19 protein-coding genes and 5 tRNA genes are annotated in these 26,064 nt (G+C 28.8%); 10 read left to right on the top strand and 14 right to left on the bottom strand.

Annotated elements, in window-relative coordinates; genetic code table 11:
- Positions 1-4: 4 nt before the first annotated feature.
- The 3 genes from ACAG39_04915 to ACAG39_04905 all read right to left on the bottom strand — a co-directional run bounded on the left by ACAG39_04915 (position 5) and on the right by ACAG39_04905 (position 2,603).
- Positions 5-1,543: an SPOCS domain-containing protein gene (locus ACAG39_04915; GenBank protein MEZ0536578.1), complete on the bottom strand. Its 1,539-nt coding sequence runs from the start codon at positions 1,541-1,543 to the stop codon at positions 5-7.
- Between the two features lie 138 nt (positions 1,544-1,681).
- Positions 1,682-1,954, bottom strand: coding sequence for a Veg family protein (locus tag ACAG39_04910; GenBank protein MEZ0536577.1), 273 nt, complete (start codon positions 1,952-1,954; stop codon positions 1,682-1,684).
- 469 nt (positions 1,955-2,423) lie between these two features.
- The gene (locus ACAG39_04905; GenBank protein MEZ0536576.1) at positions 2,424-2,603 is read right to left on the bottom strand and encodes a hypothetical protein; all 180 of its coding nucleotides are present in this window, start codon (positions 2,601-2,603) and stop codon (positions 2,424-2,426) included.
- 137 nt (positions 2,604-2,740) lie between these two features.
- On the opposite strand from ACAG39_04905, the gene ACAG39_04900 reads away from it, so the two are divergent.
- From ACAG39_04900 to ACAG39_04890, 3 genes are all read left to right on the top strand, one after another.
- Entirely contained in the window at positions 2,741-3,118 is a 378-nt protein-coding gene (locus ACAG39_04900; GenBank protein ID MEZ0536575.1) for a helix-turn-helix domain-containing protein, read from the top strand.
- Between the two features lie 383 nt (positions 3,119-3,501).
- Positions 3,502-4,620: a phosphate ABC transporter substrate-binding protein PstS family protein gene (locus ACAG39_04895; GenBank protein MEZ0536574.1), complete on the top strand. Its 1,119-nt coding sequence runs from the start codon at positions 3,502-3,504 to the stop codon at positions 4,618-4,620.
- A 29-nt stretch (positions 4,621-4,649) separates the two neighbouring features.
- Positions 4,650-6,269, top strand: a complete 1,620-nt coding sequence (locus ACAG39_04890) for an alkaline phosphatase (protein ID MEZ0536573.1) — start codon at positions 4,650-4,652, stop codon at positions 6,267-6,269.
- A 46-nt stretch (positions 6,270-6,315) separates the two neighbouring features.
- Here the strand turns inward: ACAG39_04890 and ACAG39_04885 are convergent, their stop codons facing one another.
- Complete coding sequence (locus ACAG39_04885; protein ID MEZ0536572.1) at positions 6,316-7,797, bottom strand: L-fucose/L-arabinose isomerase family protein; 1,482 nt, start codon at positions 7,795-7,797, stop codon at positions 6,316-6,318.
- A gap of 352 nt (positions 7,798-8,149) precedes the next feature.
- Here ACAG39_04885 and ACAG39_04880 point away from each other — a divergent pair, with 352 nt between their 5' ends.
- Positions 8,150-10,489: a glycoside hydrolase family 65 protein gene (locus tag ACAG39_04880; GenBank protein MEZ0536571.1), complete on the top strand. Its 2,340-nt coding sequence runs from the start codon at positions 8,150-8,152 to the stop codon at positions 10,487-10,489.
- Positions 10,490-11,342: 853 nt separating this feature from the next.
- On the opposite strand, the gene ACAG39_04875 is transcribed toward ACAG39_04880, so the two are convergent.
- Positions 11,343-11,966: a class I SAM-dependent methyltransferase gene (locus ACAG39_04875; GenBank protein ID MEZ0536570.1), complete on the bottom strand. Its 624-nt coding sequence runs from the start codon at positions 11,964-11,966 to the stop codon at positions 11,343-11,345.
- Between the two features lie 448 nt (positions 11,967-12,414).
- Here ACAG39_04875 and ACAG39_04870 point away from each other — a divergent pair, with 448 nt between their 5' ends.
- From ACAG39_04870 to ACAG39_04860, 3 genes are all read left to right on the top strand, one after another.
- The gene (locus ACAG39_04870) at positions 12,415-12,951 is read left to right on the top strand and encodes a hypothetical protein (protein ID MEZ0536569.1); all 537 of its coding nucleotides are present in this window, start codon (positions 12,415-12,417) and stop codon (positions 12,949-12,951) included.
- 388 nt (positions 12,952-13,339) lie between these two features.
- On the top strand, positions 13,340-15,592 hold the full coding sequence (locus ACAG39_04865; GenBank protein MEZ0536568.1) for a spermine synthase: 2,253 nt from the start codon (positions 13,340-13,342) through the stop codon (positions 15,590-15,592).
- Positions 15,593-15,617: 25 nt separating this feature from the next.
- Positions 15,618-15,839 (top strand): DUF2933 domain-containing protein, encoded by a 222-nt coding sequence (locus tag ACAG39_04860; GenBank protein MEZ0536567.1) that lies wholly within the window; start codon positions 15,618-15,620, stop codon positions 15,837-15,839.
- 83 nt (positions 15,840-15,922) lie between these two features.
- On the opposite strand, the gene ACAG39_04855 is transcribed toward ACAG39_04860, so the two are convergent.
- The gene (locus ACAG39_04855; GenBank protein MEZ0536566.1) at positions 15,923-17,155 is read right to left on the bottom strand and encodes an MFS transporter; all 1,233 of its coding nucleotides are present in this window, start codon (positions 17,153-17,155) and stop codon (positions 15,923-15,925) included.
- Positions 17,156-18,021: 866 nt separating this feature from the next.
- Here ACAG39_04855 and ACAG39_04850 point away from each other — a divergent pair.
- A complete protein-coding gene (locus tag ACAG39_04850; GenBank protein ID MEZ0536565.1) occupies positions 18,022-18,600 on the top strand; it encodes a Uma2 family endonuclease in 579 nt (192 codons plus the stop codon).
- 181 nt (positions 18,601-18,781) lie between these two features.
- Here the strand turns inward: ACAG39_04850 and ACAG39_04845 are convergent.
- The 7 genes from ACAG39_04845 to ACAG39_04815 form a co-directional block, all read right to left on the bottom strand.
- Positions 18,782-18,858 (bottom strand) — tRNA-Arg (locus ACAG39_04845).
- A gap of 11 nt (positions 18,859-18,869) precedes the next feature.
- Positions 18,870-18,945 (bottom strand) — tRNA-Lys (locus ACAG39_04840).
- A gap of 25 nt (positions 18,946-18,970) precedes the next feature.
- Positions 18,971-19,046: transfer RNA gene (locus ACAG39_04835), tRNA-Thr, on the bottom strand.
- Positions 19,047-19,056: 10 nt separating this feature from the next.
- Positions 19,057-19,141 (bottom strand) — tRNA-Tyr (locus tag ACAG39_04830).
- Between the two features lie 81 nt (positions 19,142-19,222).
- Positions 19,223-19,299, bottom strand: a tRNA-Pro gene (locus ACAG39_04825).
- A gap of 63 nt (positions 19,300-19,362) precedes the next feature.
- On the bottom strand, positions 19,363-20,331 hold the full coding sequence (locus ACAG39_04820) for a hypothetical protein (GenBank protein ID MEZ0536564.1): 969 nt from the start codon (positions 20,329-20,331) through the stop codon (positions 19,363-19,365).
- Positions 20,332-20,425: 94 nt separating this feature from the next.
- Positions 20,426-20,914 carry a hypothetical protein gene (locus ACAG39_04815; protein ID MEZ0536563.1) on the bottom strand — a complete coding sequence of 163 codons (489 nt, stop codon included), beginning with the start codon at positions 20,912-20,914 and terminating at the stop codon, positions 20,426-20,428.
- A 196-nt stretch (positions 20,915-21,110) separates the two neighbouring features.
- Between ACAG39_04815 and ACAG39_04810 the strand changes: the two genes are divergently transcribed.
- Together ACAG39_04810 and ACAG39_04805 are read left to right on the top strand one after the other, a co-directional pair.
- Positions 21,111-21,824: a tRNA 2-thiocytidine biosynthesis TtcA family protein gene (locus tag ACAG39_04810; GenBank protein ID MEZ0536562.1), complete on the top strand. Its 714-nt coding sequence runs from the start codon at positions 21,111-21,113 to the stop codon at positions 21,822-21,824.
- A gap of 6 nt (positions 21,825-21,830) precedes the next feature.
- Entirely contained in the window at positions 21,831-24,485 is a 2,655-nt protein-coding gene (locus ACAG39_04805; protein ID MEZ0536561.1) for a phosphodiester glycosidase family protein, read from the top strand.
- 38 nt (positions 24,486-24,523) lie between these two features.
- Here the strand turns inward: ACAG39_04805 and spoIVA are convergent, their stop codons facing one another.
- Positions 24,524-25,999, bottom strand: a complete 1,476-nt coding sequence (gene spoIVA / locus ACAG39_04800; protein ID MEZ0536560.1) for a stage IV sporulation protein A — start codon at positions 25,997-25,999, stop codon at positions 24,524-24,526.
- Between the last annotated feature and the right edge of the window lie 65 nt (positions 26,000-26,064).

Here is a 26,064-nt window from a genome sequence, read left to right as displayed (position 1 = left end):
GGCTTTATTTTACAATTATCAGCTTTTGTCCGGGATAAATTAAGTTCTCATCCTCTATTTGATTAAATGCTACTATTTTCTCAACTGTTGTTCTATATTTCTTAGCTATTTTCCAAAGTGAGTCCCCTTTTTGAACTGTATAAATGTAAATAGGTGCTAATCTAACATCTTCATCTAAAATCTCTTCACCAAAATCAACATCAACTATTATTTCAACATACCTTGTTCTATTTGCAAGTATATCAGCATTTAGATGGCATCTTAACTCTATCTCATTATGAGATAAAATACTAAAAGAAATATTTTCAACATCAATATTTGCATAAACCTTATCTTCTTCAAAAATACCGTTAAAATCAAATCTATGTGTAAATGGTATTTGAATTGTTGAACTTTTCAAAGGGTTTAGCATATCTTTAGAAAGATATATGACAAATACAATTATCACTCCTTTAACCTCGATAGCATCTCTAACAGTTTTTACTGAATCTATTTCTACTCTTGAGGTTGCTGAAAAAACTTCTTCAATATCATCTTGTAAATTTGCTATATCTTTAATTGTCCAATTTTCTTTAATATCACCTAAATACTGATCAATATTTAATGTCTTTTTAATTTCATTTAACTTTTTATTTACTGAATAAATATCAATAATCGGCACAACTTTATCAATCTTATTAAATAACAAGTTTACACATATATCTATTTCACAATCAATTTTTCTTAGTTCGCCTTGATCGTCAGTTTTTGGTACAACACGAAAATCTTCTATTGAAAGTTTGATAATAGGTGATAAATCTTCATATTGTTCAGGCAAATTAAACGAATAAGATACAAAAACATCATGTTCAACTGTTTCAATTGGAAGTGCAGCAATATCTGGTGAATATATTGTTTTTACATCAACCTTTAAATCTATATTTACTTTTCTACCATCTAATTTTATGTTTTTATCAGTAAGTTTTGCATATGACCTTAATATCTCTCTAATAGAAGCTTTACCTGAAGGTAGTTCTAAACTTTCCTTTTTATTAATCTTCTCTTGTAAAACGATTGGGTTAGATAATTTAATTTCTTCTTTAAGGTATTTAATAGAGTCATCTTTAACATCTTTTAGGTATTCTATAGAAACAGTACTTTTTACAGAAACATTTAAATCAACAATAGCCTTAGCTTGTATCTTCCTCTCACTTAATGGTGAACAGTAGCTATAAACAAGCCCTTCTTTTATTTCGCATTCCATATTTGGCTTTACACCCAAAATATCAAACGTTTTTGAAAAATCTGCTGAACTTGATAACCAAGATATTTTCCTTTGTTCATCAGTTGATTGATAAATTAATTTAAAATCAACTTGCCCTTCTACTAAAACTTTATCATTTAATACTTGAACTTTAGTAATAATAACTTCTGCATCACTTTGAAGCACTTTTTGAATATTTGGTTTGATCTCCGGAAGTACAATTTCTCCTTCAATTATCACTTTTTGAGAATCTGATCCAAATACATTAAGATACTCAATTTTATCAAATTCTTTATTCACAAGAACACCCTCCTAAAATACCTTTAATAAAGTATATGCAAGGATGTCCTTGAAATATGTAAAATAAAAGAGCCTACTCAAAACTGAATAAGCTCAAATTTCTTATTGTATTTTATAAATCTTTGGTAAAAAATAGCATTACATTTTGCTTGTTTTTATTCTATCTTTACATAAGACTATTTCAACAGAATTGGTAATGAGGTCTGAGTAAGTATATGTTACGCATCTGTATTGTGTGCAGTCTTTATCGATTGGAAATTTGACAACAAAAAGATTAGAATAAGTGTCTTGTAATATACCTTCTACTTCAAACATCTTTTTTCGACCTTTGTTAGCTCTTATGAGTATTTTTTCACCCTTGATTGCTTCGATGTCTTTCTTGAGCTGCTGAAGGTGAAGTTTATCAACCACCTTTCATCACTGCCCTTCTTTTTTATTTATTTTTCCCCTTTGTTTGACAATAAAATATACTTGTCGTATATTGTAAACATTATTTATTATACCATCTTACAAATAGTTTGTAAAGTGGGGCTAATATTATAAAATCTTTTTTGATTATTGTCAAGTCAATATTATTAAGATATTTTAGTAAAAATGTTGAATTTTCTTTTATTTTTTTATTTAAATTGTGCTTTTTCTTAATCTTAAATAAAATCTTTCTTTAAGAGTTTTTCCATTATCAGCGTAAAAAATACATTGCAGCATTTATTATTTTATCTAAAAATATTTCTTTTAAATAAGCTTTTATTATTAACAATATTAGATTTATTAATAATATATTCAATATATTAGTACTTAATTTTTGTTATTAAAATCACTATAGTTTATCACAATGCTATAGCTATAGTTAAGCATTTTATCCATTCTATAAGTTTGATACTTATTCATTTGTTATAACTTTTGATTTATGCATATATTTTTTGTCCAAATGTTCAAGATACTCCTTAATATACTTATCTACTTTTAATCCTAGCAAAATAATTATCTTTTCACTAAACCTCATATCAATTGAGTTTTTTAGAATATTTATTGCAATAGTTAATTTCTTAAAATCATCCATCTTACATTTATCTCCTATAAAATATTCTAATAATATTTTACATAATATGTATGCTAATTGTAAATAATAATTATATGCTTATCGCTAATTTTTTATAAATTCATTCTCTGATAAAGTAAGTACTGAGGTGTTTATTAATGCAGCAATTTGATAACAAATTAATTGGTATGCGTATTCGTGAACAGCGAGAAAAATTAGGGCTTTCACGGCAAGAACTGTCAGAAATAGTTGGTTTATCTGATTACTATATAGGGCAGCTTGAACGTGGTGAAAGGCAAATGAGTCTTCCAGTACTAATAAATATTGCCAATATATTGCATATCTCATTGGATAAATTGATTTATGGAAATGACTTAGAACGTTCATATATAAAAGATACACAAGAAAACTATAAAGCTACGTTAGATTATGATATAGCTGAAATTAATGAACTCATAAAAAACTGTAGTCAAAATGAACTAAGGCTTATTAAAAAAATAATAAAACTTATCTTGCCTTATATAAATAACAAGTAACTAATAAAATTACATTCTCATTTATATCATCTATAGTATATTTTTTATTCTTTCTTTTATTTAATATCTATATTATTGAAAAAAAATCAGTATATTAAAAAAGTCATCCATATGTGGTATAAAATTCAAAAAACCACAATGGATGACTGACAGAATGGTTATAACACCTTGCTCCTCTAGTTATTTAATTTCTCAGTAAGTTCAGCAAACTCTGAATCATTTTCTGCTGTTATATATATATTAAATGGTTTAACATATTCTTAACAATAATATAACAAATCTTTAACCATATTTTAACAAGAATTAAATAATCTCTTAACTTCATCTTAATAGTATCCCTATACAATCAAAAATGAAAATAATTGATACAGGAGGTTAATATAATGAAGAAAATTAAATTCTTAAAAACCCTTTTGTTTTCTTTTATCCTTATAGCAATTTTTTCTAATTATTCATTAAGCACTTATGCTTTAAACATGTTTAGTTATTCGTCTATAATATTACCAAAAAGTACTACTCAAAAGAATATCACATTAAACTTTTCTAGTCAAATATCCAAAGGGACTAATTTTAACAAAATAAAAGTGTATAAAGGTAAAGCAAAAACATTGAAAACAAAGGTAGAAATTGAAAATAAAAAAATCAATATAACAATAAACGAATCATTAGTTCCTGGTGTTACCTATACTTTATTAATCCCTTCTAATTCAGTAAAAGATAATAATGGTTCAGTAAACCGCGAAATCAAGATTGACTTCAAAATTTCACAAAATAAAAATCTTTCTGGAAGAATTACCATTGCTGGTTCGACATCAGTTCAGCCTTTAGCTGATGAACTTGCTAAATATTTTATGCAACTTTATCCAAAGGTTACAATTGATGTTCAAGGTGGTGGTTCTTCTGTGGGTATAAAATCAGCAAAAGAAGGTATTGCCGATATTGGTACATCCTCAAGAGAACTAAAACCAGATGAAACAGGTCTTAAAGAATTTAAGATTGCTGAAGATGGAATTGCAATTGTGGTAAATCCAAAAAATCCTATATCAGATCTCACAGTTGAAAAAATAAGAGATATCTTTAGTGGAAAGATTAAAAACTGGAGTGAACTTGGCGGAAAAAATTCAAAGATTTTAGTTGTTACACGTGAAGAAGGTTCAGGAACTAGAGGTGCTTTTGAAGAGATAATTATGGGCAAAACTACAATAACAAATAATGCTGTTGTTCAACCATCAACAGGAGCTGTAAAAACTACTGTATCTCAAGATGAGAATGCAATTGGATATATTTCTCTTGGTGTTTTAGATAGTCAAGTTAAGGCTGTTAAAGTAAATGGTGTTGAAGCTACAGAAAAAAATGCAAGGCTAAACAAATATACAATTAAAAGACCATTTCTCTTTTTAACTAAAACAAATCCAACAGGTGTTGTAAAAGAATTTATTGATTTTGTCTTATCACCAGAAGGTCAGGCAATAGTATCAAAGAATTATATAACTGTTAAATAAATGTATATTAGAAATCAAGGAGGAATACTATGTTTAATAAAAAAAGAATAGCTTCAATTATTTTAATAATATCAATCTTTTTTTCCTTCTTTATGGTTAGTACATTTGCTGATGAAACACCAGAATCAGATTCCATTAGTGTTAAAAATGTAATAATAATGATACCAGATGGAATGACAGTTGCTCATACAACACTTGCAAGATGGTATCAAGGTGGAGAAAATCTTAATATGGATGAACTTGCCTGTGGTCTTATAAGAACATTTTCAGCAAACAATCCCATAACTGATTCTGCACCTGCTGCTACAGCTATGGCAACAGGATATAAATCAAATAATAAATACCTCTCTGTAATGCCAGAGGTTGTTTCAATGCCTGGTGTTGATAAAATAGAAGAGAAAAACATATCAAGACCTATTGCAACAATCTTTGAAGCAGCAAAATTAAAAGGACTTTCAACAGGAATAATTGCTACATCCAATGTTCAACATGCTACTCCAGCAGCTTTTACATCTCATACATCAGATAGAAACGACTATGAAACAATTGCCAAACAGCAAGTTTTCAATAATATTGATGTTGTCTTTGGTGGTGGACTTAAATACCTTGAAAAAGAGAATAGAAAAGATAAAGAAGATTTACTTGATGTATTAAAGCAAAAAGGTTATGAGATTATAACAAAAGCTTCAGAACTCAAAAACATAAAAGGTAATAAAGTTTGGGGACTTTTTGCAAATGATGCAATGAAATATGACTTTGATAGAAAAGGTACTGGTGAACCATCATTAGCAGAGATGACAAGTAAAGCCATATCTATTTTATCTAAAAACAAAAATGGCTTTATCCTAATGGTTGAAGGTAGCAAAATCGATTGGGCTTCCCATGCAAATGACCCTGTAGGTGTTGTAAGCGATGTATTAGCATTTGATAAAGCAGTTAAGGTTGCACTTGATTTTGCTAAAAAAAGAAATGATACAGCAATTATAATAGCACCTGATCATAACAATGGTGGAATGTCCTTTGGAACAAATGGGGCTTCAGACCTTTATCTAAATAGCTTTTTAAAATATATTCAAAAAGCTACACTCACTGGTGAAGGAGTTGAAAGCAAATTAAATGCTGATAAAAGTAATATAGCAAGTGTAGTGTCACAATATTACGGTATTGATAATCTTACTGAAGATGAGATTAAAGCAATTAAGAATGCTAAACAAGGCTCACTTAATTCTGTTTTAGGGCCTATTATTAGTAAAAGGTCATATATTGGTTGGACCACAAATGAGCATACTGGCGAAGAAGTTGTCTTATACAGTTATCATCCAAATAACTATATCTTAAAAGGAGTAATTGATAATACCGATATTGCTTGGTATATTAATGAAATACTTGGTTTAAACCTTGATGAAGTAAATGAAAATATGTATGTATCAAATACAGAATTAGAAGAAATGGGATACTCTGTTGATATTGATAAGTCTGTACCTGGTAGTGCTAAATTAATTGTAAAAACACAAAACCATACCTTAATTGCTGATGAGAATAAAAATATAGCAAATATTGATGGTAAAGAAATGAAATTGAAGTTTGTAAATGTAATATCCTTTAAAAAATTTTATATAAGTAAAGAAATATTAAACTATTTAAAGTAACTCCATACCATATTATTCGAGCCGGCTTAAATAAGCCGGCTCTTTTTTATTTGAATGGGTTTTCATCTTTATATAGCATATTTGCTGGTTGATTAAATGATACATCATCTATTCCTAACATCTTCATTGCTGCAAATAGAACTTTACCTGCATGTTTAAATGCAACACCTGCATGATGAGGATATCTTTTTGCAATTAAAACATGTCTATAAAATCTGGCCATCTCTTTTATTGCAAATATACCAATACCTCCAAATGATTTTGGATCAACATCTATAATTTCACCCTCAGCTACATAACTTCTCAGAATTCCATCAGCTGTGGATTGAAGTCTAAATAATGTAATATCACCAGGTCTTATTGCTCCTTCTAAAGTACCCCTTGTAATATCTGGTTCTTTGTCAGGTTCTAAAAGTCTATGCATAATTAGCTGATACTTTATTGAAGCATATTTCATATGGCAAATAGGTGTATTGCCGCAATGGAATCCCATAAATAAATCACTTAATTTATAACCATTAAACTTATCCTTATTTGTTTCATACATATCTTTAGGTACTGTATTATTAATATCAAGAAGGGTTGCAGGAAGATTGGTAGCACAGTTGATAATGTACTCACTCAATGCACCGTATATATCTACTTCACATGAAACTGGTATCCCACGAGAAGCTAATCTGGAATTTACATAACATGGCACAAAACCAAACTGTGTTTGGAATGCCGGCCAACACTTATTAGCAAATATTGCATATTTAGATGCTCCCATATGTTTTTCATACCAATCCATAAGTGTTAGTTCATATTGTGCAAGTTTTGGTAAAACTCCTGGATATCCATTCCCACTACCAAGCTCTTCTTGCATACTTTTAACAACTTCTGATATTCTTGGGTCATCTTTATGTGCATTAAATGATTCGAAAAGATCCAGTTCAGAATTTTCCATTATCTCAATGCCGAGATCATAAAGAGGTTTTATAGGTGCATTACATGCAAGAAAATCTTGTGGTCTTGGCCCAAAACTAAATATTTTAAGATTTTTTACACCAATAATAACTCTCGCAATATCTTCAAAATCATTAATCATATCTGCTATTTCATCTGGTGTTCCAACTGGATATTCATGAATGTAAGGATTTAATTTTCTAAGTCCAATATTATATGATGCATTAAGCATTCCACAATATGCATCACCACGTCCATCAAATAGATTGTCCTGTGTTTCCTCAGCTGCTGCAACAAACATTGAAGGACCATCAAATTTTTGAGCAAGCATTGTTTCTGGTCCTTCAGGCCCAAAGTTACCCAAATAAACTACAAGGGCATTTACATTGGCATTTTTCAGCTCTTCGAGTGCTTTTAATACATCTTTTTCGTTTTCTACTGTTGTTTTTGCTTCAAAAATATTAACACCTTTTTCATTACAAGCTTTAACAACAGCTTCTCTTCTTTTTTGGCTAAGTGTTACAGGAAAGCAGTCACGAGAAACAGCAACAATACCTAATTTTACAGATGGTATGTTACTCATAAATTTTTACCTCCTTTTTTGATTTATAACATTTTACTATAGAATAATTATATGATAATTAACTTGTGCATACAAGTAAAAAAATATATATATATTAATCTAAATATTTTATCTGTAGATGCATCTACCTGAAAAACTTCATAGAAGCACTCCATTTATATTTAATTATTTATATTTAATTATTTATATTTTATAAGCATTTATTAATTTTGCAAGTTTTTTATACAATTAATTTTTCAAGCTATTTAAATATTGACAATATTAGTGTAAAATAATTTTAGAAATTTGTTTACATTTTTATAGACAAACGTTAGCATTGCTTAAATTAATAATTATGAAAGGAGCATTATAATTGAAAACATTACCAAAAAAACAACCTATCTTTGCAAACGATGGCTGGAAAGTTGTTGAAAATGGTTTTGATGAAAAAAACAACTTCTTAAGCGAAACAATCTTTACTGTTGCTAATGGATACTTTGGTCTACGAGGAAATTTAGAAGAACCATTTTATGATAAAAAGCAAACCTTCAAAGCAACATATATTAATGGATTTTATGAAAATTATGATATTACTTATCCAGAAGGTGGATATGGCTTTGCAAAGATTGGTGAAGCAATGGTAAATTTAGCAGATGTAAAGAGCACAAAAATATCAATTGATGGTGAGGAATTTAGCATTTTTTCAGGTAAAATAATAGAACATAAACGAGAGCTCGATTTAAGGGAAGGTATATTAAAAAGAGAAATTTTGTGGGAATCACCGTCAAATAAAAGGACTTTCATTCAATTTGAAAGATTAGCTCACTTAAAATATCAGCACCTTGGTATAATTAAAATAAAAATAAATCCTATCAATTTTTCAGGTAATATTAAAGTCATTAGTAGTATAGATGGTAACTCCTCTAATATGCTTGAAACAGAAGATGTTAGAGTAGGTTCAGGAGTTGAAAAGTTTCCTTTTAAAACATTAAAAACTTGGGCAAATAGTCTATCAGGATTTTTAATGCAAGAAACTAAAAAAAGTAAACTTGCTTATGGATGTTTTGCAAATCATATATTAGATTTTGAAGCTCAATGTAATTCTAAAGCTGATATTGAAAAAAACTTAGTGATTTTTGAAATAAGCTTTAATGCCTCTAAAAATAGAGAATATAGTATAATCAAGTATTTTTCATATTATACCGAAAGAGATTTATCAAAAGAGCTAATTGAACAAAATTGTATTAATGAGGTTTCAAATGCAATTACACTTGGATATGAGAAATTATTATCTGAGCATAAAGATTTTATTGATAAATTTTGGAATATTTCAGATATTGAAATAGATGGATTTGAAGGTATTCAGCAAGCAATAAGATTTAATCTATTCTCTCTACTTCAATCAACAGGTAGAAATGGAATATCAAATATTGCTGCAAAAGGACTTACTGGTGAAGGCTATGGTGGACATTACTTTTGGGATTCTGAAATATATATTTTGCCATTTTTTACTTATACAAATCCAGAGATTGCAAAGAAACTTTTAATATATAGATATAACCTATTAGATGCAGCACGAGATAGAGCCAAAGAACTTCATCATAAAGGAGCCTTATATCCATGGAGAACAATAGCAGGCAGTGAATGTTCAGCATATTTTCCTGCTGGTACAGCACAATACCATATAAATGCTGATATAGTCTTTGCTATAAAGAGGTATTTTGAAGCAACAAATGATATTGATTTTATATTGAAATATGGAGCTGAGATTATATTTGAAACTGCAAGGTTTTATGTAAGCCTTGGTTCTTATAGTCAAGAAAAAAATGGTAAATTCTGCATTCATTGTGTAACAGGTCCTGATGAATATACTGCATTGGTTGATAATAATGCATATACAAATTATATGGCAAAGATGAATCTTGAATATGCTGTCTATATATATGATCTTATGAAGAATGAATATCCAGAAGTTTTAGATTCATTACGCAAAAAAATAAACCTTGAACAATCTGAAGTAAATGAATTTAAAACTAGAGCTAAAGATATGTACCTACCTTATAATGAAAAGCTAAAGATTATTCCACAAGATGATACTTTTTTAAGTAAAAAGAGAATAGATTTGTCAACAATACCAGAAGACCAATTTCCTCTACTTCTTAATTGGCATTATTTGGATATATATAGATTACAGGTTTGTAAGCAACCAGATGTTTTATTGGCAATATTCTTACTAAGAGATTTGTTTAGTTATGAAGATCTTAAAAATAATTATGAATATTATGAACCTGTGACAACACATGATTCCTCCCTATCGCCTGCAGTATTTGGTATATTAGCAACAGAATTAGGTTTGTTAGATAAAGCCTTTGAATACTTTAGATACACTGTTAGAATGGATTTGGACGACTTAAACAACAATACTAAAGATGGTATTCACGCAGCATGCATGGGTGGTTCTTGGATGGGACTTATATATGGTTTTGCTGGTATGAGAACTAAAAACAATAAATTATATTTTGCACCAAAACTTCCAAAAGAGTTAACTTATATTTCTTTTAAGATTAAATTTAGAAATTCTGATATTAAAATTGAAATATATAATAATAAAGCAATATACACTTTGATTGAAGGAGATGAAATAGTTTTAAGTCATTATAATATCCAATTTTCACTAGCAAAAGAGGAAAGCAAAGAGTTTTTAATTGAGTAAAGTAAATATTATCTTTGTTGTATGTAAAGTGCTTTGTATTCGCTTTAAAATGAGTGTGTAAATAATTTAATATTGTAATACCTTTTTCTTGGTAAGAAGATTAACCTAATTTTATAATTCTGTAATATATTGTTGCCATACAATTATATTCTTTTGCATAAAATATTTATTTTATAGAATAATGTTTAACCTGGAGTAGTATTGCTTTAAGGATACTACTCTTTTAATTTTTCTTAATGTTCTTAATCATCATTCTCTTATCTCTGGTATTATTTAATTTGTAATTTTGCTTATCATCTCATCTGATACTTTAATTCCAAATAAATCTTTTAATTGCTCATGAATCTTATGTTATCATTACTCTTGATGTAATCGAATTATTTTTTTCTTTGATCCCAAAATATCTTATTGATATTTGGAAATTAGTTTTGGTGTGAACTACCTACACCTATAGAGATTGTGGATGCGTGATCTTAGAGGATATTTTGTTATGTTTTGGTTATTGTTCTCTTTAATAAATTCTCTTAATTAATCCTTTGTCACTAAATCCATAATAAAAATCTTCTTTTCTTAATTTTTGCTTCTTATTACTCATTTTTACTAAAAAAGACTCTTATTCATGTTCACACAAAGTCTATTTTACAGTCTCTTTTTTTGTCCTGACTCTGGCAGTTTAAAATTGATGTAAAATAAATATTAACCTTTTTAGTTACACAACCACTGCATATTCCTCTATATTTCTTATACTATTTTCGCTCTCTATTACCTTTATACTACATTCTTTGAACTTTGCTATTGAAGTATTAGCAAATAACAAAACAAATATTAATATTACTATTAAATTGTAATAATGCTATTTTATTGGTTTTGCAATAATTAGTTTTACAATATCAATTAACAAGTTTTTTTCCTCCACAATTTCGAATCCAGCTTTTTTTACGTTATCTACTGTATTTCTATTTATATTTGCCCCATATATACCAACAACTAGAGGATTTAGTATATCCATCACTTTGCCTATTGGTTCTTTTTTACTTCGAACATGTTCAAGCATTATTAACAACCCGTCTTTTTTTAATACCCTACGAATTTCTTTCAACCCCAAAATTGGATCTGGTACTGAACAAAATACACAAGCAGTTACAACTGTATCAAAAGAATTGTCAGTAAACTCTAAATGCTGAACATCCATTTGTCTTAGATCTATGTCTAATTGTAATTTTGCTACCTTTTCTTTAGCTTTCTCAAGCATTTTAGGGCTAAAATCTATTGCAACTATATCCCAATCGAGACTATAATAAATCATATTTTTACCTGTTCCAACACCTACTTCTAGAACTTTGGGTCCTTTCACAAAGGTAAACACTAACTTTCTCCATTGAGAAAACCATTTCCTCTCCATTATGCTTTCAATTGTATCATAATATTTAGCGGCTCTGTCATACCTTTTTCTGATTATTTCAGTTTTATCTCTCATAAATTATTCCTCCTATTCTCTTTTTATACTTCTGATTCTTCTTAAATACCATTTATTGCTTAATTTAAAGCTCTTATATGCATCCATGTTATTCTACATTGCCATAATGTAATTATTGTTTAATTTATTATATCATTTTGCAAATTCTTATTTTATATTCTACTACACCAAAGTGTAAATAAATTGTAAATAGATTGTAAACAATTTATTAAATTAATTGACTTTTAAATTACACCTGATAAAATTATTTATATAAATAAATCCAAGTAAATCTATAATATTACTTTGAATTTGATTAAAAAATTGTATTTATATTGCTATTAATAGGAAATAGTTTTTGTATTTTTTAGTTGTACAACTGCAAATATTCAAAATTATATGTATCTAAAAGTTAGTACATAGGTTGAATTTTCTTTAACTATATTAGGATTCAAAGGAGGAGATGTAAATGGCTAATAAGATAAAGAGAAAAATTATAATTGTTGTACTTCTTTCATTGGTAGTATCTTTATTTTATGTTGAACCTATATTCTCACAACAAAAAAAACAAGGTAATAAGCAAAGTCAAACTACTTCACAAAATAATTTGAAACAAAACTCAGGTTCCAAAAAAAATCCACAAGACCTTTTGATAATGAATAGTGAGGGCTATATAACCATTGGAGTAAGGTATTTAAATCCTTTAAAAGATGATAAAGACAATTTAGTCTTTGAACTATTTTTAGATAATCACCAGGTTGATTTATCTACACTTAATTTTAATGGGAAGATATTATTTTCCACCAGTGAAGGTATAAAAATTAAGAATGTAAAATGGTGGATCGAAGGTTCAGGTCATCATGTAACAGCATTTATTAAAATACCAAAAAAATCAAATGGCAAAAAACTTATTACATCCAATACTAAATATATACAATTAGAATTACGTAATATTGGAGGAGCAAAATCAAGAATATATAGATGGAATAGTAAGTTTTTGAATTAGGTTGAACCATATAATGTATTTTATAGAAGATGTAACCTCTTTCTTATCTTCCTATATACTACCTATGATCAGTGTACATTTTTCGTTAATAACTGGTGTATCAACTAGAGATTTGAAATATATAGAACTTCATTTTTGTTAGGTCTTGCAATACCATATTTGCTCGTAGATTACTATTTACCCATGGCAATTAGTGTTATAAAAAAAGAATAAAAAAATTCAAAATGCTATATCAGCAATCGCAGGAATTAGTCTTATTTTTCTTGGCATTATAATGTTTTTGTATAAGATTCAGGATTTAACAGCATTCTTAAGTAGAATTGTGCCATATAAAGTACCATTTGGAATGTAGCAAATAAAGAAAGTTATAAAAATGGAGGAAAAAAAAGTGATTTTATTTAGCATAAGTTTAGTATCAGTTTCATTATTTATATATCAGATCATATTAAATCGAATATATTCTGCATTATTTTGGTATCATTATACTTTTTTAATTACATCATTTGCTGTATTGGGCCTCGGAATAGGTGGAATAATTGCTTACAATCAGCATCAAAAAAAAGGTGACTTTAATATTCGCTCCCTATATAAAATTCTTTTTATTCTTTCTATCTCTTACATATTTTCTTTGGGAATTATATATACATTACCATTCCAAAATAATTTATTAATTTACCTAGCTTTGGCTACTTTACCTTTTATTATTGGTGGCTACTTCTTCTCCACCGTATTTGAAGAGTTTGGGGCAATAAGTGACAAGCTATATTTTGCTGACCTCATAGGATCAGGATTTGGCAGCATAATTGTGTTTCTTTCGTTAAACAATCTTGGAATATATAGATCTGTGATTTTGATTTGTATTATTTCGGTTATAGCTTCATTGCTCCTTGCCATCCAGTACAAAAAGAAAATGCTAGTTAGTATTGTAGTATTAACTCTTTTTTTGATTGGTCTTTTTATTCCAAACAAATATGTATATTCAATTGAACAAAATTTCATTGGATTTATAACAAACAAAACAAAAACACTTGGTAATATTGCTAAACCAAACCAAAAGGCTGAGATTGTATATACCAAATGGAATGCATTTTCACGAACAGATGTTGTTAAAATAGAAGGCAACAATGATGAAATGATAGTGACAATTGATGGAACTGCTAATGCACCTATGTACAGATTTGATGGTAAAAAAAGTAGTTTAAATAAATACAAAGATAATATTGAGTATTTGCCTTTTTCTTTTGGAAACAATTATAAAACATTGATAGTGGGTCCAGGTGGAGGAAGGGATATTTTATATGCACTGGCTGGAAATAGCAGAAATATAACAGGAGTAGAAATAAACACATCGAGTATTGAGGCAGTAAAACACTTTAAAGAATTTAATGGAGATATTTACAACAGACCAGAAGTAAAAATTTTTGGAGAAGATGGCAGAAACTTTATAAGGAAATCTAAGGATAAATACGATGTCATATTTTTATCATTGGTTATGACAAATGCATCACAAAATATAGGATACGCACTTTCAGAAAACTATTTGTTTACAATTGAAGCTCTTGAAGATTATATGAAACATCTAACAAGAAACGGTAAAATTGCTTTTTTAACTCATGATGAAGAGGATATGACCAAATTGATAGTAACTATTCTTCGTACATTAAATAAAAATGGTATAGCAGTTAAGGATGTTTCAAAATACGTAGCCATTTTTGCCGAAAAAGTAGAACCTATGCATGGCAGCGAACATATTCACTATCCATTAGTTGTTGTAAAAAACATACCTTTTTCGTATTCTGAGAGCAAGAAATTAAAAGAAACAGCAGCGAAGGGAAAAATTATTCCACTTTATATTCCAAATGTTATAGATAAAGGCCCGCTCTACCATATAAACAAAGGACACCTAAGTTTGAAACAATTTGAAGAAGGATTTTTGATTGATACAACACCTGCGACTGACGACAAACCATATTTTTATGACTTCAGTAAAGGAATTTCACCTGTGTTGATAATAGTTCTTCTTATTGTGCTTTTTGGGAGTTTAATATTGTTTACACCAATAATATCTAAAGAAAACATTTTCAAACCATCTTTATATTTTAGTGGATTAGGAATAGGTTATATGTTAATTGAAATTCCGCTTATTCAAAAATTTATCCTGTACTTAGGGCATCCGATACTTGCTTTTAATTATATACTTGCTGGACTTTTGATTGGCAGTGGTATAGGGGCATATTTTAGCAATTCAGGAGTATTTAATAATTTGTCTAAGAAGATATATTTGCCTGCTTTTTTGGTTATGGTAATAAATATAGTATTGCTAAGCTTGCTTAATTTAATATTCAAAATAACCTCTGATTTTAGCTTGACTAATAAAATACTTATTTCAGCAATTTTAGTTATGATTCAAGGCTTTTTTATGGGAATGCCATTCCCAAGAGGTATTAAGATGTTAAGTGAATATAAAAAGAAAAGCAATGTAATTGCTGTGATGTGGGGACTTAATGGTGTAATGTCAGTTGTGGGGTCAGTTTTATCAATTATGCTATCAATGGAACTTGGATTTACTTTTGCTATGCTTGCAGGGGGAATTTTATACGGTCTTATAAGCCTGAACAGTAAATTTGTAATTATTAAATGAAATTATTGATGAAAGGAGAGATAAGATGAGCAAAGATACTTTATTATTATTGCTTGCAATGGGGGGCTGCGTTATAATGCATCTTTTTATGCATAAAGCGAATATGAGCAAAAGTGGGCACAATCATAATCACAACAGTAACGATAGTCAAAAAATATCCCAATGTAAAGAACACCAAGGTAGCCCCCCTATTGAGAATGATGAATTAATAGCATTGGATAAAGTCAAGAGTAAAATAGATAAATAAAAGAGGAACTTTCCAATAAAACAATAGATAGCCTCACTTATTATGGTAAGAGTTATATTGTATGTTCAAAACTATTATAAACACTAATAATTGTGATTGTGTTTTTTAGTAAAGAATAAGATTAAATATTCTATTACATACGATACTATGCAAGCAACTCCACATGCAATAAACGCACCATTTGCCTTAAAAATTTGTGCAAATGAGCCTGAAATTAGACTTCCTATTGGAGTTGTACCAGCAAAAACTAAGGTATATAAGCTCATGATCCTGCCTCTATACTCATCTGCGGAAGAAAGTTGTAATGTTGAATTTGCTGTTGTTGTAAATAAAATCATAAAAAATCCTACTAAGGCAAACATTAGCGAAGACAAATTATAATTTTTATTAAATCCAATTAAAATAAGCATTCCAGACGAAACCACTAATGAAAAGTACAGTCTTTTTAAAGTAGGTCCTCTTCTGCTTGTAGTGGCAACAAAAAGTGCACCAAGAAGTGCACCAATACCCATTGAAGAAAGCAAAAATCCATAACCTGCTTCATCTTTATGTAAAATATATTTTGTATATAAAGGTATCAATACATTGAAATTCATAATAAAAACGTTCATTATTAAAACCAAAATGATAGTTTGGAGGATAATCTTATTATTTTTTGTATATTTTAAACCTTCTATTATATCTTCAATCATCTTATTATTCTTCTTTTCACTCATTGGTTTCAAACCCACATCGATCAGAAATAGACCTATTAAAACTGCAACAAAACTCAATCCGTTTAGCAAAAAACATATACTCATTCCAACACTTTTAAGAAGTATGCCTGCTATAGCAGGTCCTATAACTCTTGCAAGATTAAAGTTTAGCGAGTTTAATGCAACAGCATTAACCAACAACTCCTGCCCAACAAGTTCAATTACAAAAGACTGTCTTGTTGGCATATCAAAGGTATTTATAATACCCAAAAACAATGCAAATATAAGTAATATTGGATAATTTATTGCTTTTACCCATATTAAAAAAGAAAGTAATAAAGCAAGAATCATAAGCAAGCTTTGCGTTACCATTAAGAGCTTCTTTTTAGGAAAATGATCAACAATTGTACCTGCAAAAAGAGATAAAAATAATTGGGGTGTAAACTGTAATGCACTAAAAAGTCCAACCAAAAAAGCAGATTTTGTCAATGTAAGGACTAACCACGAAAGTGCAGTATTTTGAAGCCATGTCCCAATTAAAGAAATACATTGTCCCATCCAAAAATATTTAAAATTCTTTGACTTAAGTGCTGCAAAAGGATTATTAATATTTGCTGTCATTTTTATCATACTCCTCTAATAACTGTTAGTAAGTGATTTTGTAATATACGATAGTATAAAGTTTTTTATGTAAATAATATGTCATCAATGTTCCTCTTAGTATTTAAAATTAATCTATTTACACCGTCTTCTAATATACTAATATAAATAATATTTTATCATATTTAACTAAATAAGTTACTATAAATAACTCAATAGTATTTTTAAGGTTTGAAATTGCATTGTTTTTAAGTGAATAAACACAAAAGACTTGAAGATTAAAAAATTCTCAATGCTTTCAAGAAAGATTACTTCATTCCCTTCACCACAACCAGCCTCACACTTCCAACATCCATTAGCAATTCTAAACCAAAAACTATTGTGTTTATTATTATAGAACGGCATCATAAGCTTATTTTATCTGTTGCAGTCCTCTTTATGTTTTTAAAATAGCGGCTATAAAAGCGTTTATAATTTATGTAATAATCTATATCAGGATAATAATTATTGGAGTTGGATCTATTTATTGCCCTGCAAAAATTCTTGTGAAATCTCTTTTATGTACTAAGGCAATCATAACATTATAACTAATTCCTAACATTGGAGCAGCTTCTTTAATACTAATAGTTAATTTCTCTATTTTCTCTTTTTAAGTTATAGGATTATAAATTTACATTATTTAGGTCCCATGTTTTTTCTAAAACGTTTCATTTTTATTTATTTAGTGGTATAATATGTTAAAAAGAAATATTTTAAGGTAATTTAATCTATTAACAGAGAATATTTTTTCTTTTCGCTTAAGAGAGTTATGAGAAGAGAAAGGATTAATGCAAAGTGAATTAAATGAAAAACAATGCAAAGAAAATTGTCAAAAGAAGGTGAATTGAATGGAAGAGAAGATTCCTAAACTTTTGACTTATGAAGACTATTTAAAATTGCCCGAAGATGTAAAAGTGGAAATAATTTATGGTATTATTTATAACATGAGTCCTGCACCTTCAAGGATACACCAAAAAGTAGTGGTGGAATTAACTACCATGATAAATAACTATCTTAAAAGGAATAAAAAGTATTGTGAGATATACACAGCACCCTTTGATGTTATCCTTGTTGAGGAAGGACAGAATGAAAGCCAAGCAACAAATGTTGTCCAACCTGATATTTCTATTATATGTGATAAGAAAAAGCTAACTCAAAAAGGCTGTATTGGAACTCCAGAGATGGTAATTGAAGTTGTATCAGAGAGCAATTTTTATTATGATTATATCCGAAAACTCAATCTTTACACACAATTTAAAGTCAAAGAGTATTGGATTGTAAATCCAAACAATCAAACAATATTAATATACAGACTCAAGGATAATGAAGATTACCTGCCACCTGAACTTTATACCTTCAATGACAAAGTCACGGTTGGTATTTTTGAGGATCTCATAATAGACTTTTCTCAAATAAAAGAGGTGTAATAAATGCCTAATAAAGCTTAAAGGAAGTTAAATCATCCTCTAGAGCAAATAAACATAAAGGGTAACCACTCTTAAATAAAGTAGTTACCCTAAATTTTAATATTCAATATGAATTACATTAAGATTGCAGTAAAAATACATTTGGAAATATTTACAAAACCCTAAAACCCTTGAAAATAAATGGCGCGCCCAAAGGGATTCGAACCCCTGGCCTACGGATTAGAAGTCCGTTGCTCTATCCAGCTGAGCTATGGGCGCTTATATCTAAATGGTGCGCCATTAGGGACTCGAACCCCAGGCCCGCTGATTAAGAGTCAGCTGCTCTACCAACTGAGCTAATGGCGCAAACCTAAATCCTTATTAAATTTAATGGAGCTGGCGATGGGACTCGAACCCGCAACCTGCTGATTACAAGTCAGCTGCTCTACCTGTTGAGCTACGCCAGCTTTTTTAAAATGGTGGAGGGGGTTGGATTTGAACCAACGAAGTCAGCGACAACAGATTTACAGTCTGCCCCCTTTGGCCACTTGGGTACCCCTCCATATTAAGTTATTTACTTTGTTTTGCATCAGACAGTTAGTTATTTTAGCATAACCTCTTTTGTCTGTCAAGCTATTTTTTCTGGTCGGGGTGAGAGGACTTGAACCTCCGGCCCCATGGTCCCAAACCACGTGCTCTACCAAACTGAGCTACACCCCGCCGTCAGCATTTAATATGATAACATCATTTCGAATTTTCGTCAAGAGGTTATGCAAAAAATTTTTATGAAGATTTTTCACTTGTATTTTTTTCATCTTCATTAGGCAGTGGTTGTATTTGATCCTCGCTTATAATTGGACATTTAACCTTATCACCAATATCTATTACATCTGAAATATTTGTAACATAGTGCTTTTTATCGTTAATATACACTACTGTTACAACTTGTTCTCTTGCAATTTGTTTTGTTTTAGGATTAATATAATATGTTATATTCTTTGAACCAGCTTTTAGCTGTTCTAGATAGTTAACAATTTCAGTTTTCCAATCCTCAATATCCTTATCTGTATATATTTTCCCTTGTGCTTTGTTTTGTAATTTTAGATTTTCAAGTATAATGCTGGATAAATACTCATAAAAAATTGGACCCCATTCATTATTATTTAAAGATATATCAACTTTTATATATTTCCCTGATAAATTATTAATTCTTGCCTGCGTTTCAGAAATCTTTGGTTTTTTTGACTTTATAAGCTTTACCATTTTATCATTAAATTTTGCAAAATATTGGTTTGTTTCGGGTACGCCAATGTTTAAGACTGTACTCTCCCAAAGTGGAGATTCTTTTGGAATTTCAAAAAATGTATTGGTAGTTAAATCTTTATAAAGCAATCTTTTGCCAATAATATATATTATTTGTTCATTATTGCCTATTATTGAATATATTTTACTGCTTTTCCTCTCAAATATTGTATCCTCAAATGAATTAGTAAGCCCAAATTCTTCATTTTGTGGTAAAGCAGTTGTACTTATCTTTAGATGAACATTTGTTTTAGGAGATACAAAGATATTAAAAGCGTTGTTAAATATCTTTTCATACTCATAAGCTGAATTGTAAACACTTTTAGAGACAGTGTCTTTTGTCTTTTTTTGATTGTTTGTCTTAGTTTCTTGAGCAAAAGAAGTGAATACAAATATTGTAATACCTACAATAACAAAAATACAAGTTAAAAGTTTTAATAATTTTTTCAAAAAATCAGCTCCTTTATTATGATAATTTTTGCAATTATTTTAATTATATTATTATATTTCTAAATATTCAAGTATTATCGTTGTGATTATGTTCTTATTTTCTATATTCATTCTCATGTTTTTCTCTATAAATATCATATTCAACACATGCAATCATTGCGGCAATTAGTGGACTAACTTCACTAATTTTTAAATCTACATCAAAACCAATTAAATCTCCTCCGAGTCTACCTTTTAGTTCGCCACTATCAATAAAATAATTCAAATTACAATCAAAACCAATAATATCCCCACCATATCTACCCCTTATCTCATCACCAATTAAATCAAGCAATATATCATTTCCGACTATATCTCCGCCTATCCTCCCATGCAATCTGTTTCCTTCCAATATACAGTTGGGAGTAAGACCACTTACTAATCCTCCAAATCTACCTGTAATTATACCGTTATTAAAAGTAATCTGCATATCATTGCCATCTAAAACTCCACCGGCTCTGCCCCTTATTGTATTATTTTCAACAAAAGCTTGAATATTATAGCCTGAAAACAATCCTCCAATTCTTCCTGTTATGTATCCCATAAAAAATCACCTCATTTTAATAATATCATATCATTAATATATTTTTAAAAAACTTTATAAATTTTATTTTCCCTTTAAAAGAGGATTTGAAAATCTTGCAGGAATATGTTTTATATTGGCTTGGAAGTGAATCAAATGATATAATCTTAATGTTGACAATTTAAATCAAATTCATTGTAATTGGGAGGCTAAATAGATGCAGCATATATTTAGTAAGGTTAGAAAGGCAATTGAAGATTTTGATATGATAAATGATAACGATTTTGTAGCAGTTGGCGTTTCTGCAGGTAAAGATAGTCTTACAACTCTTTATGCATTAAGCTATCTAAGACGATTTTATCCAAAAAAGTTTGATGTTATTGCAATAACAGTAGATATGGGGTTTGAAAATGCCGATTTTTCACCTATTTATGAATTTTGTAAAAATATAAATGTGGAATACAAAGTAATTCCTTCACAAATTAAAGAAATTGTGTTTGATATTAGGAAAGAATCAAACCCCTGCTCTCTTTGTGCTAATTTAAGGAGAGGTATATTAAATTCAACTGCAAAAGAACTTGGATGCAATAAGATTGCCCTTGGTCATCATCTTGATGACGTTGTGGAAACATTCTTTTTAAGTTTATTTTATGAAGGTAGACTTCATTGTTTCGACCCAAAGACATATTTAGATAGAACCGATATAACAAATATAAGACCTATGATATATGTTAAAGAGCATGAAATAAGAGGAGCAGCTAAAAAATTAAATCTTCCTGTAATTGTTAATCCATGCCCTGCTAATGGTAAAACAAACAGACAAAAAATGAAGGATTTTATTAAAAGCCTTTCAAGCTTTCACCCAGCTACAAAGGATCTTGTTTTTGGAGCAATAAAACGTGATATATGGCAGTATGATAAAAAGGAGTAGATTACTATGGATAAAATAAAAAAAGTTTTAACTTTTTCAGTATCACTTTTGCTTTTATTAAATATTAAATCAGTTTTTGCACAACCTTTTAATGAATTTTTCAGGTTTAAAAATACTGAATTAATTGGGCCAGCTACTTATTACGAAAAATATAGCCTAATAACAGATGCAGGATATGTTGACATACACTGTTTTAAAATAAACCTAAAAGATAAAGGAATATATATAGATACTGTTTCAAATTATCCCGCAAATACAGGTAACACAGTTCTTAATATGCTTAAAGAAAATATATCAAATAACCCTATTGCAGGTATTAATTCAAACTTTTTTTATACAAATACTAAAACAAATTATAATAGGCTTTGGCCAATAGGACTTAGTATAAAAAATGGGAAAATTTTATCTAGCCCAAATGCAAAATCAGAAACATTTCCATCTTTCTACATAGCCAAAAATGGCTCAGTAAACATTGCTCAAATAAATTTGTTAGGTTTATCTCTTTTTAATCTGCAAAATAACTATCAATTTAAAATAGCTCATATAAACAAATTTACTGGAGATTTAACCTATCCAATATTTTTTACTGGAGAATATGTTAATTCTACAATAGGAAATAAATACAAAAATATTGTTGAGATTATCATAAAAGATAATACAGTTATTGATATAAGAAAAGATATGCCATCAATTAATATTGATAAGGATACTTTTTATTTAGCTGCAACAAATAACTATGCTAACAACCTTATTAAAAACTTTAACATAGGTGATAAAATAGAGCTAAAAATTGACTTAAATATCCCACTTGATGAGATATTTTCTGCAACAAGTGGTAACACCTTTTTGATTTTGAACGGTAACATACAAAAATTCTCACATGAAATTACAGGAAGACACCCAAGAAGTGCTGTAGGATATGATATAGACAAAAATTGGCTTTATCTTGTATCGGTTGATGGAAGAAATGACTCAAGTATTGGCATGACTCAAGAAGAATTGGCCATTTTTCTTAAATCAATTGGGGTCTATAATGCTATAAACTTAGATGGTGGTTATTCTTCTCAGCTTATAGGTATTTCAGAAAATGGAGATTTAAAACAATATAATAACTTAAGCCCAACAAGAAATGTTTTTGATGCTTTAGCAATATTCTATAAATACAAAGAAGATAAAGTTAATCATTTAAAAATTAATGTTGATTCACCTCTCTTTGAAGGTGAAAATTATAGCATTAAAGTAAATGCTTTTGATAAATTTAATAATCCTCTGCCTTTAGATGTTGTAAATCTTGCAGTATATCAAGATACTTATAAAGTAGAAAGCTTATATAATTTTACACCATATAAAAGTGGTATAGTTACTTTAAATGCAGTTTATCAAACTGTTTATGGTTCTGTATATCAGGAAAAGAAAGTTTCAGTTTTCAAACCTGAATATATTAAGATATCTCCTTCTTCTATATACTTTGATAAGCAAGAGGAAAAGCAGCTCAAATTTTATATTGCTGATAAATTTGGACACGTACAGGAAATTGACTCTAAAACAGTTTTGCTATCAACTTATACTGATGATTTTTCTTTTGGTAATGGTTTATTAAAAGTTAATACTGATAGTTTTCAGGGTGTTTTAGAGTTTTCATACAAGAATTTAAAGGGATATCTACCTGTTGGTGTTGGAGTAAAAGAAAAAACTCTTTTTAACTTTGATACTCTAGCTTTTTATAGACCGGATAATACAACATTATTTTTGTCAAAAGTAAATAAGGTTGAAGGTTTATATTCAAATAAGGTTATTTTCAACTTTAAATTAAATAAGAAAACATTTTATCTTAACTTTAAAAAACCAATAGATGTACCTAATTATAAAAATATATCAATAGATGTTGCAGCCTCAAACTGTAATATTAAAATTAAAGCTATTGACATTTCTGGAAATACTAAAATGATACCTATAAATAACAAGCTTACAACAAATTTTAGCACTACAACATTTAATGTGGACAATATCTCAAAAATATTATCAATTGAAGTTAATCCAACAAAGTTGAATGGGTATATTTGGTTAGATAATTTGAAAGGTGTAACTCTAAATTATCCTAAAACAGAAGATCTAAAGGTGCCTTATTTACATTCAACAGCAAATAATTCAAAGGACAGTATTTTTATCTTTCCTTTTTCATTGGCACATTTAGATAAAAGTGAAAAAGAGAAAATCATTGAAAAACATTTAGATTTTTATAAAAGTACTTTTTCATTATATGATTTAAAAAATAATAATATAAAACAAATAGATAAACCTATATATTATGAGAACGCAAATATTATTTATTTTGATATTAGTAAAAGTTCAATAACTAATAATATAGCTTATCTTAAAGTATTAAAAAGCTATACTGATAAAAATAAATATCTGCTTTTAGTTATAAATAAGCCTTTTGATGAACTACCAGATGAAGAAAAAGATATTTTATTAGAAATATTAAAAAGCAATACAAAAAAGTCATCAATTGTCTGCCTTGAAAATAACTTTACCTATTTAGAAAATTATAAGGGTATAGATATATTACACTTATCAAAGACACTTAACACAAATGATAAAAAAACCTTATGTGGTGCTGCTCTAAATTTAAAAACAGGTATATTTTATCTTGCAGACTAAAAAAGAGGACTTTTTCGGTCCTCTTTTCTTATTTTATTTTATAGTATTATACATATAAGACCACCGCTACCTTCATTTATTATTTTTTGAAGTGTCTCTTTAAGCTTTGCTTGTGCATCATCAGGCATTCTATATAACTTATTCTGTAAGCCTTCTTTTACAAGTTCATGTAATGACTTACCAAATATATTGGATTCCCAAATCTTTTTTGGGTCATCTTCAAACTCTTTCATTAAGAAGTTTACTAACTCTTCACTTTGTTTTTCTGTTCCAACAATTGGTGAAACCTCTGTTTCAACCTCAACCTTTATTATATGAAGTGATGGTGCTGATGCTTTAAGTTTTACACCAAAACTATTTCCTCTTTTAACTATTTCAGGTACTTCTAAAGTAAGCTCATCTAACGATGGTGCAACTATTCCATATCCCCTCTCTTTTGCTTCTTCTAAGGCAATTTGAAGTTTATCAAACTCTTTTTTAACATGTGCAAGATGCATCATTAGTTTTACAAGATGATGGTCTCCTTTAATATCAAATCCAGTATATTCTTCAATAATCTTAAATAATAAACCTTCTTTAAAGCTTATTTCAATTTCGCTTTTACCATCACCAAGAGATATAGTTTTAATATCACATCTTGAGATATTCTCATCTTCTTTAAATATATCAATAGTTTCTTTAATATGCCTTATTTTATCAACCTTATCTGCATATTCTTTAAGTTTTCTATAAATATTATTCTTAAGCCAAGAATTATTATCAAGCTCTGCAAACCATTTTGGAATATTAATTTTTACCTCAACTACTGGGAATTCAAAAAGTATGCCTTCGAGTATCTTTTTTATGTCCTCAATCTGCATTTGAAGGCAGTTTACTACAATAACTGGTGTCATATATTTTTCTTCTAATTGATTTTTAAGTTCCTGTGTATCAGGTGAATATGGTTTTATGGTATTTAAAACAATGATAAAAGGCTTATTGAGTTTTTTTAGCTCATCTATTACTCTTTCTTCAGCTTTAATATAGTTTTCACGTGGAATTTCAGTTATTGTCCCATCAGTTGTTACAACTATACCAATTGTTGAATGGTCTTGTATAACCTTTTTTGTTCCAAGTTCTGCAGCTTCTTCAAATGGAATAGGCTCAGAAAACCAAGGAGTAGAAACCATTCGTGGCATATTGTTTTCAAGATGCCCTAAAGCTCCATCAACAAGATATCCAACGCAGTCAACAAGTCTTACATTCATCTTTGCATTTTCAGAAAGTGTTATCTCAACAGCTTCATTAGGAACAAATTTTGGTTCTGTTGTCATTATGGTTTTTCCTGCAGCACTTTGTGGAAGTTCATCCTTTGTTCTTTCTCGTTTATAATAATCATCAATATTAGGAACTACAAAAAGGTCCATAAATCTTTTGATAAAAGTTGATTTTCCAGTTCTTACTGGCCCTACAACCCCTACATAAATATCTCCATTTGTTCTCTTAGCTATATCTTTATAGATATCAACATCCATCTATGTATTTCCTCCTAAACTTTAAATGGACTTGTCAATAAATATATATTTATTTATATAATTTT

This window comes from Caldicellulosiruptoraceae bacterium PP1, from assembly GCA_041320695.1.
In the GTDB taxonomy this organism is placed as follows: Bacteria; Bacillota; Thermoanaerobacteria; order Caldicellulosiruptorales; family Caldicellulosiruptoraceae; genus JBGGOQ01.
Note: the sequence above shows the minus strand (reverse complement) of the source record. Positions and strands in the feature narration are given on the sequence as shown.

What these genes read in the sequence shown, in the direction of transcription:
- ACAG39_04905 (MEZ0536576.1), bottom strand. Translation starts at nt 2,603, where the DNA reads ATGGATGATTTTAAGAAATTAACTATTGCAATAAATATTCTAAAAAAC.
- ACAG39_04900 (MEZ0536575.1), top strand. Translation starts at nt 2,741, where the DNA reads ATGCAGCAATTTGATAACAAATTAATTGGTATGCGTATTCGTGAACAG.
- ACAG39_04895 (MEZ0536574.1), top strand. Translation starts at nt 3,502, where the DNA reads ATGAAGAAAATTAAATTCTTAAAAACCCTTTTGTTTTCTTTTATCCTT.
- ACAG39_04890 (MEZ0536573.1), top strand. Translation starts at nt 4,650, where the DNA reads ATGTTTAATAAAAAAAGAATAGCTTCAATTATTTTAATAATATCAATC.
- ACAG39_04885 (MEZ0536572.1), bottom strand. Translation starts at nt 7,797, where the DNA reads ATGAGTAACATACCATCTGTAAAATTAGGTATTGTTGCTGTTTCTCGT.
- ACAG39_04875 (MEZ0536570.1), bottom strand. Translation starts at nt 11,966, where the DNA reads ATGAGAGATAAAACTGAAATAATCAGAAAAAGGTATGACAGAGCCGCT.
- ACAG39_04870 (MEZ0536569.1), top strand. Translation starts at nt 12,415, where the DNA reads ATGGCTAATAAGATAAAGAGAAAAATTATAATTGTTGTACTTCTTTCA.
- ACAG39_04860 (MEZ0536567.1), top strand. Translation starts at nt 15,618, where the DNA reads ATGAGCAAAGATACTTTATTATTATTGCTTGCAATGGGGGGCTGCGTT.
- ACAG39_04855 (MEZ0536566.1), bottom strand. Translation starts at nt 17,155, where the DNA reads ATGACAGCAAATATTAATAATCCTTTTGCAGCACTTAAGTCAAAGAAT.
- ACAG39_04850 (MEZ0536565.1), top strand. Translation starts at nt 18,022, where the DNA reads ATGGAAGAGAAGATTCCTAAACTTTTGACTTATGAAGACTATTTAAAA.
- ACAG39_04815 (MEZ0536563.1), bottom strand. Translation starts at nt 20,914, where the DNA reads ATGGGATACATAACAGGAAGAATTGGAGGATTGTTTTCAGGCTATAAT.
- ACAG39_04810 (MEZ0536562.1), top strand. Translation starts at nt 21,111, where the DNA reads ATGCAGCATATATTTAGTAAGGTTAGAAAGGCAATTGAAGATTTTGAT.
- ACAG39_04805 (MEZ0536561.1), top strand. Translation starts at nt 21,831, where the DNA reads ATGGATAAAATAAAAAAAGTTTTAACTTTTTCAGTATCACTTTTGCTT.
- spoIVA (MEZ0536560.1), bottom strand. Translation starts at nt 25,999, where the DNA reads ATGGATGTTGATATCTATAAAGATATAGCTAAGAGAACAAATGGAGAT.